General features: G+C 63.0%; 13 protein-coding genes. 7 read left to right on the forward strand and 6 right to left on the reverse strand.

Annotated elements, in window-relative coordinates:
* The 6 genes from F4U94_RS17355 to F4U94_RS17380 are packed head-to-tail and all read left to right on the forward strand — an operon-like array spanning nucleotide 1 to nucleotide 9207.
* A complete protein-coding gene (locus F4U94_RS17355; RefSeq protein ID WP_232016500.1) occupies nucleotides 1–1707 on the forward strand; it encodes an arylsulfatase in 1707 nt (568 codons plus the stop codon).
* The gene (locus F4U94_RS17360) at nucleotides 1704–3413 is read left to right on the forward strand and encodes a glycoside hydrolase family 3 protein (protein WP_120252636.1); all 1710 of its coding nucleotides are present in this window, start codon (nucleotides 1704–1706) and stop codon (nucleotides 3411–3413) included. The genes F4U94_RS17355 and F4U94_RS17360 overlap by 4 nt, the downstream gene beginning before the upstream one ends.
* Complete coding sequence (locus F4U94_RS17365) at nucleotides 3407–5335, forward strand: glycoside hydrolase family 3 protein (RefSeq protein WP_120252635.1); 1929 nt, start codon at nucleotides 3407–3409, stop codon at nucleotides 5333–5335. The genes F4U94_RS17360 and F4U94_RS17365 overlap by 7 nt, the downstream gene beginning before the upstream one ends.
* An 8-nt stretch (nucleotides 5336–5343) precedes the next feature.
* Nucleotides 5344–6276 (forward strand): formylglycine-generating enzyme family protein, encoded by a 933-nt coding sequence (locus tag F4U94_RS17370; RefSeq protein ID WP_120253480.1) that lies wholly within the window; start codon nucleotides 5344–5346, stop codon nucleotides 6274–6276.
* Nucleotides 6273–7916, forward strand: a complete 1644-nt coding sequence (locus F4U94_RS17375) for a sulfatase family protein (RefSeq protein WP_120252634.1) — start codon at nucleotides 6273–6275, stop codon at nucleotides 7914–7916. The genes F4U94_RS17370 and F4U94_RS17375 overlap by 4 nt, the downstream gene beginning before the upstream one ends.
* 34 nt (nucleotides 7917–7950) lie before the next feature.
* Complete coding sequence (locus tag F4U94_RS17380; protein ID WP_120252633.1) at nucleotides 7951–9207, forward strand: MFS transporter; 1257 nt, start codon at nucleotides 7951–7953, stop codon at nucleotides 9205–9207.
* A gap of 303 nt (nucleotides 9208–9510) precedes the next feature.
* Here F4U94_RS17380 and F4U94_RS17385 read toward each other — a convergent pair whose 3' ends face one another.
* The 6 genes from F4U94_RS17385 to F4U94_RS17410 form a co-directional block, all read right to left on the reverse strand.
* Nucleotides 9511–10758, reverse strand: coding sequence for an aminotransferase class V-fold PLP-dependent enzyme (locus F4U94_RS17385; protein ID WP_343032341.1), 1248 nt, complete (start codon nucleotides 10756–10758; stop codon nucleotides 9511–9513).
* A gap of 328 nt (nucleotides 10759–11086) precedes the next feature.
* Complete coding sequence (locus F4U94_RS17390; RefSeq protein ID WP_145986278.1) at nucleotides 11087–11446, reverse strand: hypothetical protein; 360 nt, start codon at nucleotides 11444–11446, stop codon at nucleotides 11087–11089.
* 212 nt (nucleotides 11447–11658) lie between these two features.
* Nucleotides 11659–12984: an NAD(P)/FAD-dependent oxidoreductase gene (locus F4U94_RS17395; RefSeq protein ID WP_425505080.1), complete on the reverse strand. Its 1326-nt coding sequence runs from the start codon at nucleotides 12982–12984 to the stop codon at nucleotides 11659–11661.
* Nucleotides 12975–13187: a hypothetical protein gene (locus F4U94_RS17400; protein WP_120252629.1), complete on the reverse strand. Its 213-nt coding sequence runs from the start codon at nucleotides 13185–13187 to the stop codon at nucleotides 12975–12977. The genes F4U94_RS17395 and F4U94_RS17400 overlap by 10 nt, the downstream gene beginning before the upstream one ends.
* 9 nt (nucleotides 13188–13196) lie before the next feature.
* Entirely contained in the window at nucleotides 13197–14597 is a 1401-nt protein-coding gene (locus tag F4U94_RS17405) for a carbohydrate porin (protein ID WP_232016499.1), read from the reverse strand.
* 101 nt (nucleotides 14598–14698) lie between these two features.
* Nucleotides 14699–17128: a glucose/quinate/shikimate family membrane-bound PQQ-dependent dehydrogenase gene (locus tag F4U94_RS17410; protein ID WP_232016497.1), complete on the reverse strand. Its 2430-nt coding sequence runs from the start codon at nucleotides 17126–17128 to the stop codon at nucleotides 14699–14701.
* A gap of 109 nt (nucleotides 17129–17237) precedes the next feature.
* Between F4U94_RS17410 and F4U94_RS17415 the strand changes: the two genes are divergently transcribed.
* A complete protein-coding gene (locus F4U94_RS17415) occupies nucleotides 17238–17561 on the forward strand; it encodes a hypothetical protein (protein WP_145986277.1) in 324 nt (107 codons plus the stop codon).
* The last annotated feature ends 11 nt before the right edge of the window (nucleotides 17562–17572 follow it).

The raw sequence follows: 17572 nt of genomic DNA on the forward strand, positions 1-17572 counted from the left end.
ATGGGCAAGCGCATCCTGATGGCAGCAACCATGCTAACGGCGGCGCTCGGCCTGTCCAGCGCGCACGCCGCGCCCAAAGCTGAGGCACCGGCCAAACCCAATATCGTCCTGATCGTCCTCGACGATGTAGGCTTTTCGGACCTTGGCGCCTTCGGTTCCGAAATCCGCACCCCCAATATCGACGCGCTGGCCGCCGGCGGGCTGCGCTACAATCGCTTCGACAGCAAGGCGATCTGCACCGCCACCCGCGCCGCGCTGCTGACCGGGCGCAATCACCAGACCGTGCGGATGGCGGACCTGCCGACCAACCAGCGCACCAACGACATGAGCCGCGATCGCGGTGAACTGCCCGCCAACGCCCAAATGCTGCCGCAAGCGCTGAAAGCCGCAGGATACCGGACCTATGGCGTGGGCAAATGGCATCTCGGCCCCGAATTTGAGGACGGCACGCCCGGCAATAATGCGTCCTGGCCTTTGCAGCGTGGCTTCGACCGCTTCTATGGTTTCTACAGCGGCTGGACCGACCAATATCATCCCGACCTGATCGACGGGAACGCCACCCTGCCCAAGCCCGACGGGCCGGGCTATCATTTCTCCGCCGACATGGCCGACCATGCCATCGCCGACATAGACGATGCGGCGGGCAAGCCCTTCTTCCTCTATTTCGCGATGGGCGCGGGCCATGCCCCGTTGCAGGTGCCGCGCGCCTATATCGACCATTATCGTGAGACATATGAAAAGGGTTGGGACGCGCTGCGCGCCGAACGCTTCGCGCGGATGCAAAAGCTGGGCATTATCCCTGCCCATGCGGTCAACACCGTCCGCGCCGCCGGCGACCGCGCGTGGGACCAGCTCAGCGCCGATGAGCAGGCCGTCTTCGCCCGCTATATGGCGACCTATGCCGGCTTTCTGGAACATGCCGACGCGCAGATCGGCCGGGTCGTCCAGCGGCTCAAAGACAGCGGCCAATATGACAACAGCATCATCCTGCTGATCTCCGACAATGGTGCCGCCTCCGAAGCGGGTCAGGATGGCAGCTTTGAAAAAATGTATCGCCCCAATAAGCTGAGCTTCGCAGAGCAGCGTGCGCGCATCGACGATATCGGCACGGACAGGCTGCAACCCGAATATCCCCGTCCCTGGGCCTGGGCCGGCGACACGCCGTTCCGCCGCTACAAGGTATGGCCCTATGCCGGTGGCGTCCGCACGCCGATGATCGTCTCCTGGCCGGCGGTGATCAGGGACAAGGGCGCAGTCCGCAGCCAGATGGTCGATCCGATCGACCTCGCCCCCACATTGCTGGATGCCGCCGGCAGCGACTTTGCCCGCAGCGTCGATGGCGTGGCGCAGGTGCCGGTCGCCGGTCGCTCCATTCGCGCCACCTTCCGCAATCCGGCCGCCGCTACCCGATCGGTCCAATATTTCGAACTACGTGGTCAGCGCGCCATCACTTCGGGCCACTGGCGCGCGGTCGCGATGCACAAATATGGCACCGACTTCGCCAAGGACCGGTGGGAATTGTTCGACCTGTCGAAGGATTTTTCCGAAAGCACCGACCTGGCCGCCAGCCACCCCGCCAAGCTGGCGGAGATGAAGGCGCTCTGGTGGCGGGAGGCGCGCAAGTTCAGCACCCCCGCCCTCGCCGAACCGCCGGAAATCTTCGCCAGGCGCGCCCGCTACGACGACGCCTTCACCGATCCGAAATGAGTAACGCCATCACCACTCTGCTTTCCCCCCTTTCACCCAGTGCCGGTCCTCTGTTCCTCTCCCCGGAGGACATGGCCTGGGTGGAAAAGACCCGCGACGCGATGAGCGTCGAGGCGCAGATCGCGCAACTTTTCGTCCTGTCCGCGCGCCATGACAGCATCGCGGAGACGGACGGGCTGCTCGCCCATACGCCGGGCGGCATCCACCGTTTCCCGACCCATGATCTCGATGCCGCGTGGGCGGCGACGCGCCATGCCGTGGAGCGCTCCGAAGTACCGCTGATCCTGTCCGGCGATATCGAAGGCGGCACGGTCAGCGCGCCCTTTACCACCGCCATCCCAAACCAGATGGGCATCGCCGCCTGCGACGACCTGACTCTAAGCGCCGACCTGGCCCGCATCGTCGGGCAGGAAAGCCGGGCGCTCGGCTATAACTGGTCCTTCACCCCCGTGGTCGACATCAACCGCGCCTTCCGCAACGCAGTGGTCGGCACCCGTTCCTACGGCTCCGATCCCCACCGCATCCTGGCGCAGGCGCGCGCCTATGTGAGCGCGCTACAGGCGCAGGGCGTGGCCGCCTGCGCCAAGCACTGGCCGGGCGACGGGCTGGACGATCGCGACCAGCATCTGGTCACCAGCGTCAACGACATGGATATGGACGAATGGCGCGCGACCTTCGGCCGCATCTTCGGTACTTTGGTCGATGATGGTGTGATGACGATCATGTCCGCCCATATCGCCCTGCCCGCTTATATACGCGACAAACTGCCACAGGCCGGCGCGCAGGCGTTCGAGCCGGCTTCCGTCTCACGCCTGCTGAATCAGGATTTGCTGCGCGGTGAGTTGGGCTTCAACGGCCTGATCGTGTCCGACGCCACCGTGATGGGTGGCCTGACCAGCTGGATGGACCGGGCCGAAGCCGTCCCCGCCGTCATCGAAGGCGGCTGCGACGTCTTCCTCTTCAGCCGCGATCCGGTCGCCGACATGGATCTCATGTTGCAAGGACTTCGCGAAGGCCGCCTGTCGGAACAGAGACTGCATGACGCCGTCACCCGCTTCCTGTCCTTGAAGGCCAAGCTGGGGCTGCACCGCAAGACGCCGGACGAACGCATCGCTCCGCTCGATCAGACCCGCAACCTGTTGCGTCAGCCCGCGCATCTGGACCGGGCCGCGCGCGCCGCCGCCGCCAGCATCACCCTGGTCAAGAATCGCGACACGCTGATCCCGATCACACCGGACAAGCATAAGCGCGTGCTCATCATATCGGACGAAGGGGCCAGCTTCTTCTCCGGCGCACCCGAACGCGATTTCACGCAGTTGATCGCAAGTATGGAAGGTCACGGCTTTACCGTCCGCCATTTCGACCCCGATACGATGCCGACCCCCGACGATACCGACCTCATACTCTATCTGATCGGGCAGGAAGCGACGCCTTCGCTCAGCCATATCTTCCTCGACTTCGCCAAGCTGCACGCCAGCCCGCGCAACGCGATGATCCAGTTCAACCGCGAAATCCCGACCCTGCTCATCTCCTTCGGCCAGCCTTATTATCTGTATGACGCGCCGAATTTCGCGACCTATATCAACGCCTATGCCTCGCTGCCCGATGTGCAGACGGCACTGGTGGAGCGGCTGGTCGGGGATGCGCCCTTTACCGGGAACAGTCCGGTCGACGCCTTTTGCGGTAAGGAGCAATTGACATGGTAAGCGCTCGCAGGATTGCCGCCGCATCGCTCTTCGTGCTGGCGCTGGGCGGCGCGGCGTCTCCGCCCAAGGGCTGGCGCGACCTCAACCATAATGGCCGGATCGACCCTTATGAGGATGCGCGCGCGCCCATCGACGCACGGGTCGAGGATTTGCTGAAGCAGATGACGCTGGCGGAGAAAGCTGGCATGCTGCTGCACGGCACGCTGCCCACGCCCGGTTCCGCGATCGGCTTCGCCGGCAAGGCCTATGATGCCGACGCGACCGCGAAGCTGCTGAACGATCGCCACATTAGCAGCTTCATCACGCGCCTCGTCGTGTCGCCGTCCGAATTGGCGGCACAGAATAACGCTGTGCAGAAACTGGCGGAGGCGAGCCGGCTCGGCATCCCCGCCACGATCAGCACCGATCCCCGTCATCATTTTCAGGCGACGCTAGGCGCCAGCACGACAGGCGGAGGCTTCTCGCTCTGGCCAGACACGCTGGGCTTTGCCGCGCTGGGCGACACCGAAACTGTGCGTCGCTTTGGCGATATCGCCCGGCAGGAATATCGGGCCGTCGGCATCCATATGGCGCTCTCCCCACAAGCCGACCTCGCCACCGAACCGCGCTGGCCGCGCTTTGCCGCGACCTTCGGCTCCGATCCGGCCGAAGTGTCGCGCCTTGCCGGCGCCTATGTCGATGGTTTCCAGCATGGCCGCACCGGCGTGCAGCCCGACGGTGTAGCCACGGTGGTCAAACATTGGGTCGGCTATGGCGCCGAACCCGAAGGCTTTGACGGTCACAATCATTATGGCCGCAACGCGCCGCTGACCGATGCATCCTTCGCCCAGCATATCCGCGCCTTCGACGACAGCCTCGCCGCCCATAGCGCTGGGGTTATGCCCACCTATGTCATCGTCCAAGGCCCCAATATCGCAGGCCAGCCGATCGAGCCGGTCGCCGCCGGCTTCAACAAGCAGATGCTGACCGGCCTGTTGCGCGGGGAGAAAGGCTTTTCCGGCCTGATCGTCTCCGACTGGTCGATCACCAATGACTGCCCGCAGGCCTGCATGGCGCCCGACGCCGCGAACCCGCAGACGCCCGCCTCGATCGGCACCCCATGGGGCATGGAGACAGCCGACAAGACGACCCGCTTCGCCAAGGGGCTGAACGCGGGCATCGACCAGTTCGGCGGCGCGAACGATCCCGCCCCGATCCTGGACGCGGTCGCCAGGAAACTGGTCAGCGAAAAGCGGATCGACGACTCCGTCCGCCGCGTACTGCGTTTGAAATTCGAACAGGGCCTGTTCGACAATCCCTATGTCGACGAAGCCGCCGCCGTACGGATCGTCGGCAACCCGCAAGCGCAAGCCGAAGCGGACACCGTCCAGCGCGCCAGCCAGGTGCTGCTGCGCAACGACAAGGCGACCCTGCCGGTCGCGCCGGGTAAACGTATCTGGCTGCACAATGTCGATGCCGCCGCCGCCCGCGCCGCCGGCTTCACCGTAGTGGAAGATCCGGCGCAAGCCGACATCGCGCTGGTCCGCACCGCCACCCCGTTCGAAACGCTGCACCCGCATCATTTCTTCGGCGCGCGCCAGCATGAAGGCCGGCTGGATTTCCGTGCCGAAGACAAGGATATGCGGGCCATTGCCCGCGCATCGGCTCGTGTCCCCACCGTCGTCGCCGTGGAGATGGACCGCCCCGCCATCCTGACCGCGATCGAGCCGATGGCCCGCGCGATCCTCGTCACTTTCGGCGCCAGCGATGCCGCGCTGCTGGACGTCGTCACCGGTCGCGCCTTGGCGAAGGGCCATATGCCTTTCTCCCTCCCCCGCTCCATGGCCGATGTCGAGGCGCAAAGCCCCGACCTGCCTGACGATGGCCCCGCCCCCGCCTATCCGCGCGGCGCCGGGATCATCCTCAAGGCGTCCGCCCAATGACGGACGGCATGATCCACCTGCCCGGCGGCGCCTTCCTGATGGGGTCTGACCGTTTCTACCCGGAGGAAGCGCCGGTGCGCCGGGTACAGGTGGACGGCTTCCGGATCGACGCAACCCCCGTCACCAACCGGGATTTCGCCCGCTTCGTGGACGCGACCGGTCATGTCACGCTGGCCGAGATCGCGCCAGACCCCAAGGACTATCCCGGTATGGACCCGGCCATGGCACAGGCGGGATCGCTGCTGTTCCAGCGCACGGGAGGTCCGGTATCGCTCGAAGACTATAGCCAGTGGTGGCAATTCAGCTTCGGCACCGACTGGCGCCATCCCCATGGCCCGGACAGCCGGATCGAGGGCTTGGAGGATCACCCCGTCGTCCATGTCGCCTATGAAGATGCACTGGCCTACGCCAAATGGGCCGGCAAGGCACTGCCGACCGAGGCGGAGTGGGAATATGCAGCGCGGGGCGGGTTGGACGGCGCAGACTATGCCTGGGGCGACCAACTGGCGCCCGGCGGCGCGATGTTGGCCAATTATTGGCAGGGCGCCTTCCCCTACGGCAACACGCTGGCGGACGGTTATGAGCGCACCTCCCCCGTGCGCAACTATGCGGCGAACGGGCATGGCCTGTACGACATGATCGGCAATGTCTGGGAATGGACGACCGACTGGTTCGCCCAGCCCCGGATCGAGCGCAAGGCCAAGGGCAGCTGCTGCGTCCCCGCCAATCCGCGCGGCGGCACGAAGCGGGAGAGTTTCGATCCCGCCACGCCCGACATCGCCATTCCGCGCAAGGTGCTGAAGGGCGGATCGCATCTATGTGCGCCCAATTATTGCCAGCGCTATCGTCCCGCCGCCCGCCATGCGCAGGCGGTGGACAGCGCGACCAGCCATATCGGCTTTCGCTGCATCATCCGGGACAAGAAGGGAACCCGTCCATGACCCACGCCCGCCGCGCGCTGCGCGCCGCCGCGATCGCCGCCTGCACCCTGCTGGGGCCGGGCGCCTTTGCCAAGCCGGTGAACGCGCCACAGCCAAAGCCCACGAACATGATATTCGTGCTGGTGGATGATCTGCGCTATGATGCAATGGGCTTCCTGACGCCGGGGCTTCAAACGCCCAATATCGACCGGCTGGCGAAGGACGGCGTCTATTTCCCCAATGCCGTCGTCACCTCCTCGCTCTGCTCGCCCAGCCGCGCGACTATCCTGACCGGCCAGACCGCGCGCAACCATGGCGTGGTGGACAATAATAATAGTTCGGAGGAAGGGCTGACCTTCTTCCCCAAATATCTTCAGGCAGCGGGCTATCAAACCGGCTTCTTCGGCAAATGGCATATGGGCTTCGATACCGATGCCCCGCGCCCCGGCTTCGACAAATGGGTCAGCTTCAAAGGGCAAGGCACCTATTTCCCGACCGAGCAATTGTCGCCGGAGAAGATCGCGGCGGGCGAGCGGCAGATGCTCAACGTCGATGGCGCGCATGTGAAGCGCGCCGGCTATATCACCGACGAACTGACCGATTATGCCATGAACTGGCTGGAGAAGGGCCGCGATCCTTCCAAACCCTTCTTCCTCTATCTCAGCCACAAGGCGGTCCATAGCGATCCTCTGCCGCCAGACCGCTACAAGGCGCAATATAGCGACCTTCAGATCAAGCTGCCCGCCAGCATGGCAAACACGCCGGAAAATAATGAAGGCAAGCCGCTCTGGGTCCGCAACCAGCGCAACAGCTGGCACGGCGCGGACTTCCCCTATCACACCAACAACCCCATGACGGAGCAGGTGCGCGACTATTATCGCACCCTGTCCCCTGTGGATGAGAGCCTAGGTCGCATCCTGGCTTATCTGAAGAAGAACCATCTCGATAAAAATACGATGGTCGTCTTCTATTCCGACAATGGCTTCCTGATCGGCGAACATGGGCTGATCGACAAGCGCAACGCCTATGAACCCTCGGTCCGCGTGCCGATGATCGTCTGGGCACCCGGCATGGTGCCCAAGGGGGTGACCAACCCCGCGGTCGTGCGCAATCTCGACCTCGCGCCGACCTTCCTCGACATCGCCCATGTGGCAAAGCCCGCCCAGATGGAGGGCAAGAGCTTCCTGCCCGTAGCCGAGGGAAAGATTGACGAAAAGACCTGGAACCCCGGCGATTTCGTCTATGAATATTATTGGGAATGGAGCTTTCCGCAGACCCCCACCACCTTCGCGATCGAGCGCGACCGGGTGAAATATATCCAATATCATGGCGTCTGGGATCTGGAGGAGCTGTACGACCTCAAGAGCGACCCTGACGAGATGCACAATCTGATCGAAGATCCCAAATGGCTGGATAGCAAGATCACGCTGCGCAAGGCGCTGTTCGATCAACTGGCCAACAACAAGGGTGCGCATGTCGTCCCCTATACGCGCAAGACCAGCTCTGGCCTTGTCGATCGCAATATCGATGGCCCGCATGCCGCCGACTTCCCGGCCGACTGGTATGTGCAACCCAACCTGCCGACCAAGATGAACGATCTCTTCGCCGACAGCCCCGCCAAGGCTAAGGCCGACGCGCAAGGCAAAAGCTACCACCCCTGATCCGGCCTACAGCCCGCATTGAAAGTTCGCGTCGATGACCGCATCCCCTTCGCCGGAAACCACCCGCCCCGCCGTGTCGCTGGGTTTCGTCGCCATCTATGTGCTGGCCCAGTTCGGCATCTGGGTCGCACTACTGACGCCGGTGGTGATGACGCTGGCGCTGCGCGTCGGCGAGATTGCGAGCGAAGCGGAAAAGGGTCGCTGGCTCGGCATCATCCTGGCGATCGGCGGCTTCGTCGCACTGGTTGCCACGCCGATCTGCGGCGCCCTGTCGGATCGGACGCGCAGCCGCTTGGGTCGCCGCCGGCCCTGGTTGCTGGGTGGCCTTGTCGTCGCGGGCGCTGGTCTGCTGCTGCTCGGCCTCGCGCCCAATCTGCTGCTGCTGGGCGTGGGCTGGATCATCTGCCAAGCCGGGTTCAACGCCATTCAGGCGGGGTGCCTGCCGATCCTGCCGGACGTCATCCCGGTCCGCTGGCAGGGCCGGGTCGCGGGCATGCTGGGCATGACATCGACCATGGGCACCTTCGCGGGCAGCTGGATCACCCAATATACGCAGGGCTCGCCTCTGCTGATGTTCCTCGCGCCTTTCGCCATCACGATCATCAGCATCACTATCTTGTGTCTGATCCTGCCCGATCGCCCGGCCGACGGCGGTGACGACCGCCGCCTCGGCCCCATCGCCATGCTGCGCGCGATCGGCGCGCCGTTTCGCGACTGGGACTTCAGCTGGGCCTTTGGCAGCCGCTTCCTCATCATGATGGCCTGGTCGTTCCTGCTGACCTACCAGCTTTTCTTCCTGACCGACCAGCTCTCGCTGCCCAAGGCCGATGCAACGCAGGTCATGGTCAAATCCATGGCGATCATCGCCACTGCCACCATCGCCATCTCGCTGGTCGGCGGCTTCATCACCGACTGGACCGGCCGCCGCAAGCCGCTGGTCTTCCTCGCCGCCGCGCTGGAGGGCGCCGGTTTCCTGACGATCGCGCTCGCCCCGTCCGTCTCGCAATTCCTGGTCGGCGTCGCCATGGCGGGTATAGGCAAGGGCCTTTATTTCGCGGTCGACCTGGCCCTGCTCGCCGCCATCCTGCCCCGGCCGGAGGACAGCGCCAAGGATATGGGCGTGTTCCAGATCGCCAACAGCCTGCCCCAGTCGCTCGCCCCCGCCATTGCGCCGGTCATTCTCGTGATCGGCAATGCGCATGGCAATGGCTATGCCGCCATCTATATCGTCGGTTGCCTCTTCGCCGTGCTTGGCGCGATCACCATCTGCCCGGTGCGCCGATCTAGGTGACAAATTACTGATTTTATAGCGGTTTTGCGGCAATTCTGAATCGCAAAGGCATTCCTATCCGCCATGATTTTGATGGGGTCGCCTAAATGACTGCCCGGTTTTAGACAGGAAGTGTGGATCGGCTCCGAAGCGGGGACCAGTCAAATTTCACATACGCCGCTATATTTCAAATACAGTCATGCACATGCGGAAATTCCACTTGGATCTCCGCAAATATTCATCATTCCGGGGTATAGCCGGATAAATCCTGTAATTCGGCATGAATATCGCGCAGAGTTCTATACCTTTATCTGCATTTCGATCTTAACCGGGAGGCAGAAGCGATCGAATCGCCTTTTCCAGTGCAGCCATATCTGCCGCATTATTGAACAAGGCTGGCGTAACACGAATACACGCCCCGCGCGCGGGTCCGTCACGATGGACCGTGAACATCCGATGCTCGTCCAGCAGACGCTTGGCGATATTGACGTTGTCCTGCACGCTGGCACGCCCCTCGAAACGAAACGAGGTGATACCGCCATGTAGGCGAGGGTCAGCAGGCGTCAGTATCTCCAGACCCTTGGCTCCCCGCAAATTTTCCGTCCATAGATCGCGAAGATGGCGCAGACGCGCGGCGCGGGCCGCATCGCCTATACCATCCTGAAAATCCAGAGCAGCCGGAACGGTCAGTTGAGCGGCGAAATCCACCGTGCCGGTATGGACCCGTGAGTAGGCGCTGATGGCAAATGGCGGGCTGTTGGCGCTGTCCGGATCGATCAGATCGATCTTGTCCTTACGGATATAGACAACCCCTACGCCCAACGGCGCGCCCCACCATTTATGCAGGTTGAATCCGATGAAATCGGCATCGAGATCGGCAGGACGAAAATCGAGCTGGCCCCAGCTATGTGCCGCATCGAGGATCGCATCCACGCCGCGTGCGCGGGCCAGCGCCACGATTTCCTTTACCGGAACCACCAGGCCGGTACGGTGGCTGAGATGCGTCAGGAGGATCAGGCGGGTTTTCGGATTGGCCTTGAGCGCGGCGTCATAGGCGTCGATCAGTCCCTGATAGGTAGCCGGCTCGGGCAGGTCGATCCGCACGACATCTACGCCACGGCTGTGCTTGAGCGCGTCAAAACAGGCCTGCATGCTATCATAGTCGAGATCGGCATAGAGCACCGCATCACCCGGTCGTAGCCGATTATAGCCGCCGATCAGCGCCTTCAACGCTTCGGTCGCGTTGCGGGTGAAGGCGATTTCCTGGGGTGCGACGCCCATTTTGGCCGCCACGCGATCCCGTACGGCGATCAGGTCCGGCGTAAGGCCGCGCCGGGCATAATAGCTGGTCTCTCGATTGACCCGGCGCACAGCCTGCTCATAGCGCTCGAGAACCGGCTGGGACATCATGCCCCAATTGCCGTTTTCCAACTGGATGACATCGCGGGTGACGTCATAGTGAGCGGCGACCTTTGCCCAATAGCCTTCATCATCGGGACGAACGACGGCGGCCGGCGACAGGGCGGCATCCAACCGTCCCGCAACCGGCGTAACCGCCGTGGCCAACATCATCTGTCTGCGGCTGATATCCATATCCCATCCCTAACCGATCAGAAGGTCAGGCCCAAGCGGACATAATATTGGCCACCATCTGTGTCATAGGGCGCATTGCGCGAATAGATGAGGCCGCGAACCGCCTGGTTGGTTGCTTCTGCCGGGTAAGTGTTGAGGATATTTTCGGCACTGCCCCGGATCGAGGATGGTCAAATCTGGCGATCGCCGACCGACCGCTTTTGCGTCGCCTGTTGCATGATGGAAATCTGAAAGAACGGCAGCTTTTGGGAAATGGAATTTGCCCGCTCGCAGCAATGAACGGCGCAGAACGGACGCAAAACGGCTTTTATCCGAGCAGCCATGTCTCTGCCTCGGCCTCATCTTCAAAAAACCTGACGCCTGCCCGATCGGTCAGTCGCTGCGCCTGGAGGCGGGCCAGAGTTGAACTACAGACAAAAGCAAGTCGTAGCGATCGCACGTCGGGTGACGCGAGAAGTGTGGAAAAGGCACCCACCACCGATTGCGGCTGGATTTGCATCTGCTTGATGTCCACCAGCGTCAAATGTCCGGGAGCGTCGAGTTGCGGCAACAACGAGCGATAGGCACCGGCAAAGCGCTGCACATCCTCCTCACTGAAAAATCCTGCCATCTTTACCCGCATCAGATTGCGACGAGGATCGGCAACACAATCGAATTTAGCATCCATCTCACTCTCCGAGGCAAGTGAACGATCTAAATTAGGGTGAGTTCAAATTTGCTACCCACGCTCATCTGCTACGTGCTTGAGACATGTTGCACATGCGCAGCAACCATCGGAATTTCGGGTTTCCTGTGGCCGTAGCGCCAAATCCGCCGCACGCCATTGCATGAAGAATAGGGCACCGGTCCGATCGTCGCAGCAATATAGCGACCCTAAATTCAATGAAGTTTCAGTCGTGGACGCACGAAACGGTTGATATGACTGACTATTATGAGAGCAGGGCCGCGGATCTTTCCGTGCACGGCGAGTAAATGCATACGATAAAGCGACATGTATACGAAGCGGGCCAGCCGCCCTTCCACCGCCATGCGACCGCCCACCAGCTTGCCCATCAGCGAGCCGACCGTCGAATAGCGGCTGAGCGAGACCAGTGAGCCGTGATCCTTATACTCGAAATTTTTGAGCGGACGATTTGCCATCAGGCGGCCAAGATTGGCAAAGACGGTATCGGCCATCTGGTGCGCCGCCTGCGCACGCGGCGGAATCGGCCGGTCGGCGCCCTCGGGCGTGCAGGATGCGCAATCGCCCATGGCGAAGACATGTGGGTCGGCCAAGCTCTGGAGCGTCGGCCGCACGATGACCTGACCGGCGCGGGAAAGCTCCAACCCATCCAACCCGTCGCGGATATGCGCCGCCTTTACGCCTGCGGCCCAGACCTGAAGATCGGCGGGGACGAAACCGTCATCCTTCGTTTCCATCCCAAGCGGGGTGGAGGCGGTGACGGCCACACCGGCGCGGACCTTGACGCCCAGCGCCTCCAGTTCCTCCCGCGCGGCGTCGGCCAGCCGGTCGGGCAAGGCTGGCAGGATACGTGGCCCTGCCTCCAACAGGGTTACGTCCATCCGCTGGCGATCGAACACCTCCAGCCCGTAATATCCCAGCGCATCAGCGGCATTATAGAGTTCCGCCGCCAGCTCGACCCCGGTCGCTCCGCCGCCGACGATCGCGATCCGGACCCGTGCGTCGGATCCCGGATCGGCAGACATGGCGCGCGACACGCGCAGGCAATGGTCGAGCAGTTGGTCGCGGAAGCCGTCCGCCTGAACCCGGCTGTCTAGGAACAGGCAATTCTCCGCAACGCCCGGCGTCCCGAAATCATTGGTGACCGATCCATAGGCCAGCACCAGATAATCGTACCGGACCGAATGGGCGCCGACCACTTCGCGCCCCTTGGGATCGAAGACAGGCGCGATATGGACGCGCCGCGCCGCGCGGTCGATGCCCTGCAACGTGCCATAGAGATAGCGATAACCCCAGCGGTGACAGTGGCTGCGATAACCTACTTCATCCAGGCTGGCGTCGAGCGATCCGGTCGCGACTTCGTGCAGCAGCGGCTTCCAGATATGGGTGCGATTGCGGTCGATCAGGATGATGTCGTGACGCTTGCGACCGTATCGGGCGCCGAGTTTTCGCGCGAGTTCGATGCCGGCGGCGCCGCCACCGACGATGACGATCTGGATCTTCTTGTCGGGGATCAAGCGTATTCCTCCTCGATCGACAGGGTGATGGAACGGTCTTCCACGCGCCGGTCGTACATTGCAATAGGTCGCTCACCATCGCAAAGCGAGGCATGGACAGGCAGAATTTCACCGAGCGTCAGGCGGCCAAGAGCCGACGTCGGGCGCGAGTGATCGACACTGCGCTGCGCCATTGTCGGGTCGATCCATAGAGGCTGGGTTATGGTCATGGGCTTGGGTCAAAACTGCATCTTGATCTGACCGCCCAGCGCGAGTGCATCAGGGGTTCGGCGATAGGCGAAGGCGCCGGGGTCGAGAATATATTGCACGTCGGGCCGGACGCTGAGCCAGCGGGCTATCTGGATACCGTAGCTGGCTTCGATTGCGGTTTCGCCTGAAGGGAGCGAAGCATAGCCCTCGACCAGTGCATCGGTGGCGAGGTCGGCCTGGGCATGGCGCAGGCGTGGGTTCACCTGCGCATGTACGATGCCAAGCGAAATGGTGTCGGCGTCGCGGCCGGGGAACGTGCCGGTCTTGACCAAGCCTGCCGCATACCAGCGCGTGATCTGCGCCGAGGATGGCGGGTTGGCGGTAAACTGGGCAAAGATGGAGAGGCCGCGGTCACCGGTTCCTTCGCGCAGGATCATCTGATCGGCGAGAGCATAAATGCCATAGCGACCGCGCAACATGCCCAGCTCGCCGCGACGGTCGGCGCGCGAGGTGTCATAATAGACGCCAAGCTTGTAATGGCCCGGCAGCACTCGGCTGCCTGGTAAGATGCCCGGATCATATTCGACCTCCAGCGGCATCAGCATGCCGGTCGTTCCGCCGGTGAACGGACGCCAGGCGGCGCGTTCTTCATTGAGGCGTGGATTGACCTGATAGACGCCGGTGCGGATCGCGACGTCGGGACGGATGCGGTAGCGCACGGCCGCGCCCCAGCGGGCATTGGGATAATTATACCATCCACTATTACCCGATTCCGACAACGGATGGGCGCAAAAGGCGGCGTTGACGAAATTGCAGCCCAGGATCATGCCGCCCAGATCATTGCCCATGGCGAAGTAGCCCAGCCTAAGGTTAAGGCGACCGTCGAGCAAAGATTGTTCGTAACTGAATTCGGCGAGGCGGGCATAATAGCCGCCGGCGGCCTCCTGAACGGGCAGGCGGTTGCCGATATAGTCGGACGAGATGCCGATGCCGCGCCGGTCGTTGAACGTCAGGTGCAAGGTCGCGCCTGACCAGCCAGCGATTTTGCCCATGTCGAAGTCCAAACCGCCCCGCAATTGTTGCGTATAGGCGGTGCCGCGCCGCTCGCCGCCGTCGACGGCGGAAAAGCTTTCCGACACATAGTCGGCGCGCACGGTGACGCCCGCCTGCTTGAGACGAGTGCGCAGGCCGCCCCAGTCGCCCGTCAACGTCTCACGCGGCGGGGCCGGGCGGGACGGAGCAGCAGCGGGCGCCAATATGGTCGCAGCCGTCGTCGCCTCCTGCGAGGATGCAGGCATGGCGGCGGCATTTGCCGCCAGTGCCGTGGCGTTGGGCATGTCGGCGCCATAAGCGTCGATGCTCATCAAAGGCAGGGCAAGCAGCAGGCCAATCATGGTCAGGCGACCGGGAATATGAATATGGTGGGCCAAAGCCCCCTCCGTCTCACGCGCCCCGATCAGGGGCGAGCAGCATGTGAAAGATGTTAAAACCGGCATAGGGGGGCGCGGCGTCCGGGACGCCGCGCCGTCTCTCATTTCAGCGCATAAGCGATGACATAATCGCCCCGGTCGGTGGACTGGCGCGCACCGCCCGCCGTCACCACGACATATTGCTTGCCGGTTCTGGGCGACTTGTAGCTCATCGGGCCCCCCTGGCTGCCGACGGGCAGGCGGGCTTTCCACACTTCCTTGCCGGTCGCCGCGCTGAATGCGCGCAGGTAGAAATCCTGCGTACCGGCGATGAAAACGAGGCCGCCCTGCGTCGCCAGCGTTCCGCCCAGCGTCGGCATGCCGATCGGGATGGGCAGGCCCATGCGGATACCCATGGGGCCGGTATCCTGCACCGTGCCGACCGGAACCTGCCATTTGATGGCGCGGCTCTTGAGGTCGACGGCGGTCAGCGTGCCATAGGGCGGTGCCTGACAGGGAATGCCGAGCGCCGAAAGGAAGCGATCCTTCACCACCGAATAGGGCGTTCCCTTGAGCGGCACGCTGCCCATGCCGGTGTTGACCGCTTCGCCCGCGCTACCCGACTGGCCGCGCTGTGCCGCCGTCTGCGGGAACATCTGAACCCACAGGCCAAGGCGCATGTCGTTGATGAACACGGTGCCGGTGGTCGGGTCGGTCGAAACCCCGCCCCAGTTCATGCCGCCGAGCGATCCGGGGAAACTGAGCGACTTGTCCGTGCCGGGCGCGGTGTACAGCCCTTCGTAACGCATGCTCTTGAACGCGATGCGACAAAGCAGCTGGTCGAACGGCGTGGCACCCCACATGTCGGCTTCAGTCAGCGCGCCGACGCCGATCTGCGGCATGCCGAGCGACTTTGGCTGGGTCAGCGCATAAGGCTCACCCTTGATGTCGGCGGCCTTGACCGGGACTTCCTCGACCCGTGTCAACGGCGTGCCAGTGGCGCGGTCGAGGACATAGATCTGCCCCGCCTTGGTGCCGAAGATCAGTGCGGGCACCTTGCGCTTCGCATCGACCGGGAAGTCGACGAAGCTGGGCTGCATGGGCAGGTCAAAGTCCCACAGATCGTTATGGACGGTCTGGAAATGCCATTTTTCGCGGCCGGTGGTCGCATCGAGCGCGAGCATCGAGGCGCCATATTCATGATCGAGTGCGCTGCGCGTTACGCCATAGAGATCGACCGAAGCGCTACCCACCGGCATGAACACGGTATTGGAGGCCGGGTCGTAGGACATGGCGGCCCACACGTTCGGGGTCGAACGGGTATAGGTCTGACCAGCCGCCGGCATGCCGGTGATGGCGGGGTTGCCGGGATCGAAGGCCCAGCGCAGCTTGCCGGTGATGACGTCGAAGCCGCGCATCACGCCGCCGGGCATGTCGACTTGGACATTGTCGGCGACACGGCCACCGATGACGACGGTTGTGCCGGCCAGGGTCGGGGCGGACGTGAGCTGATATTGCGGATCGGGCGCGTCGCCCAAGCCAGATTTCAGATCAACGATGCCCTTCGCGCCGAAGTCGGCGCAATATTTGCCGGTGTCGGCGTCAAGCGCGATCAGGCGGGCGTCGATCGTGTTCATAAGGATGCGGCGCTGGCACGCGGCGCCGGTCGGCACGGTGACGGGCGTGACCGGGGTCGCGCCGGGCAGGCTGGGTTGATTGAGCGGTGCACGGGCGTCGAAATAGGCAAGGCCGCGGCAACGCATCCAGACCGAAGCCTTGGCATTGACGATCGTCTTCCATTTTTCGCGGCCGGTATCGGCATCGAGCGCAATGACATTATTGTGCGGGGTACAGATGAAGACCGTATCGCCAATCTGGAGCGGGGTATTCTGATCCTCCGCGCCATTGCCGTCGCTCTGCGCGATGTCGCCGGTGCGATAGGTCCAGGCGACCTTGAGATTATTCACATTGTCGCGGGTGATCTGATCAAGGGCGACGAAACGGCTGCCACCGGGCGTATTACCATAAGCGGTCCAATCCTTCTGCTCATGCGCAGCATCGACCGGGGTGAGAGCATCGGCCTTCCCCGCGAAGGGCACCGTGGGATGAGCCATGAACATTCCCGATACGCCGCCTGTCGAACATAGGCCAAGCAGCGCAGCCACGATCAGAGCGGGTCGCCAGGACGGCTTGGAGCCATCCCGCCGACGCAGCAACGGATAGGATAGGGACACGACGGTAGCGCCGACCCCAAACGCCAAAAGGCGGGAGATTAGCGGCCAGAAGCTGAAACCCACTTCCCACAGCGCCCAGCAAAGGGTGAGCAGAAGGATGGCGCCAAACAGCCATGCGCCACCTGCCCTGCGCAACATGATAAGTATGCCGGCGCCGAAAAGCGCAATTCCGGCGATCAGGAAATATGGGCTGCCGCCAAGGCCAACGAGCTTCACCCCGCCGATCGTGAACAGCAGTCCAGCGGCAACTATTACCGCCCCCAACAGAAGCAGCCATCCGCGAACAAGCGGATGGCCGTGCATTTTCGTGCCTGACACGTGGCACCTCCTTCATCTCTTATGGGCGTCGGAGAGTGCCGCTCTGGGGGTCGGAAAAAAGCTGATCCGCCAGATCGTCGCGGCCGCGACGCTGTGTACCATCTAGTACATGTTGCGCGATTTACAAGACGGGATGGCACAAAGGATCCATCCGGCCGATTTCTGGAATTGGATAAAGTCGCAAAGCGGGGCGCTGCGGTCCAACGCGCCTGCAGGCCTCTCTTGGGCCGACGAAGTGAAGTCGGGCGGCTTGCCGTCGGCTCGCTTGCATAGCGAGCCGATCCTGTTCTGGCGCGATGAAGCAGGTGCAGTGCAGGCGCTCCGTGACGCATCACTGTTTGTCATGATAACCGCCGAAAATGCCGGTGAAAGCCGAGCTCAGCCGCTCGATTTCGATCGTTCAGCTACGCAGGCGCCGACTGCTTGTTACTGATTACGAACCAT

It is taken from the genome of Sphingobium limneticum, from assembly GCF_008710155.1.
Classification (GTDB): Bacteria; Pseudomonadota; Alphaproteobacteria; order Sphingomonadales; family Sphingomonadaceae; genus Sphingobium; species Sphingobium limneticum.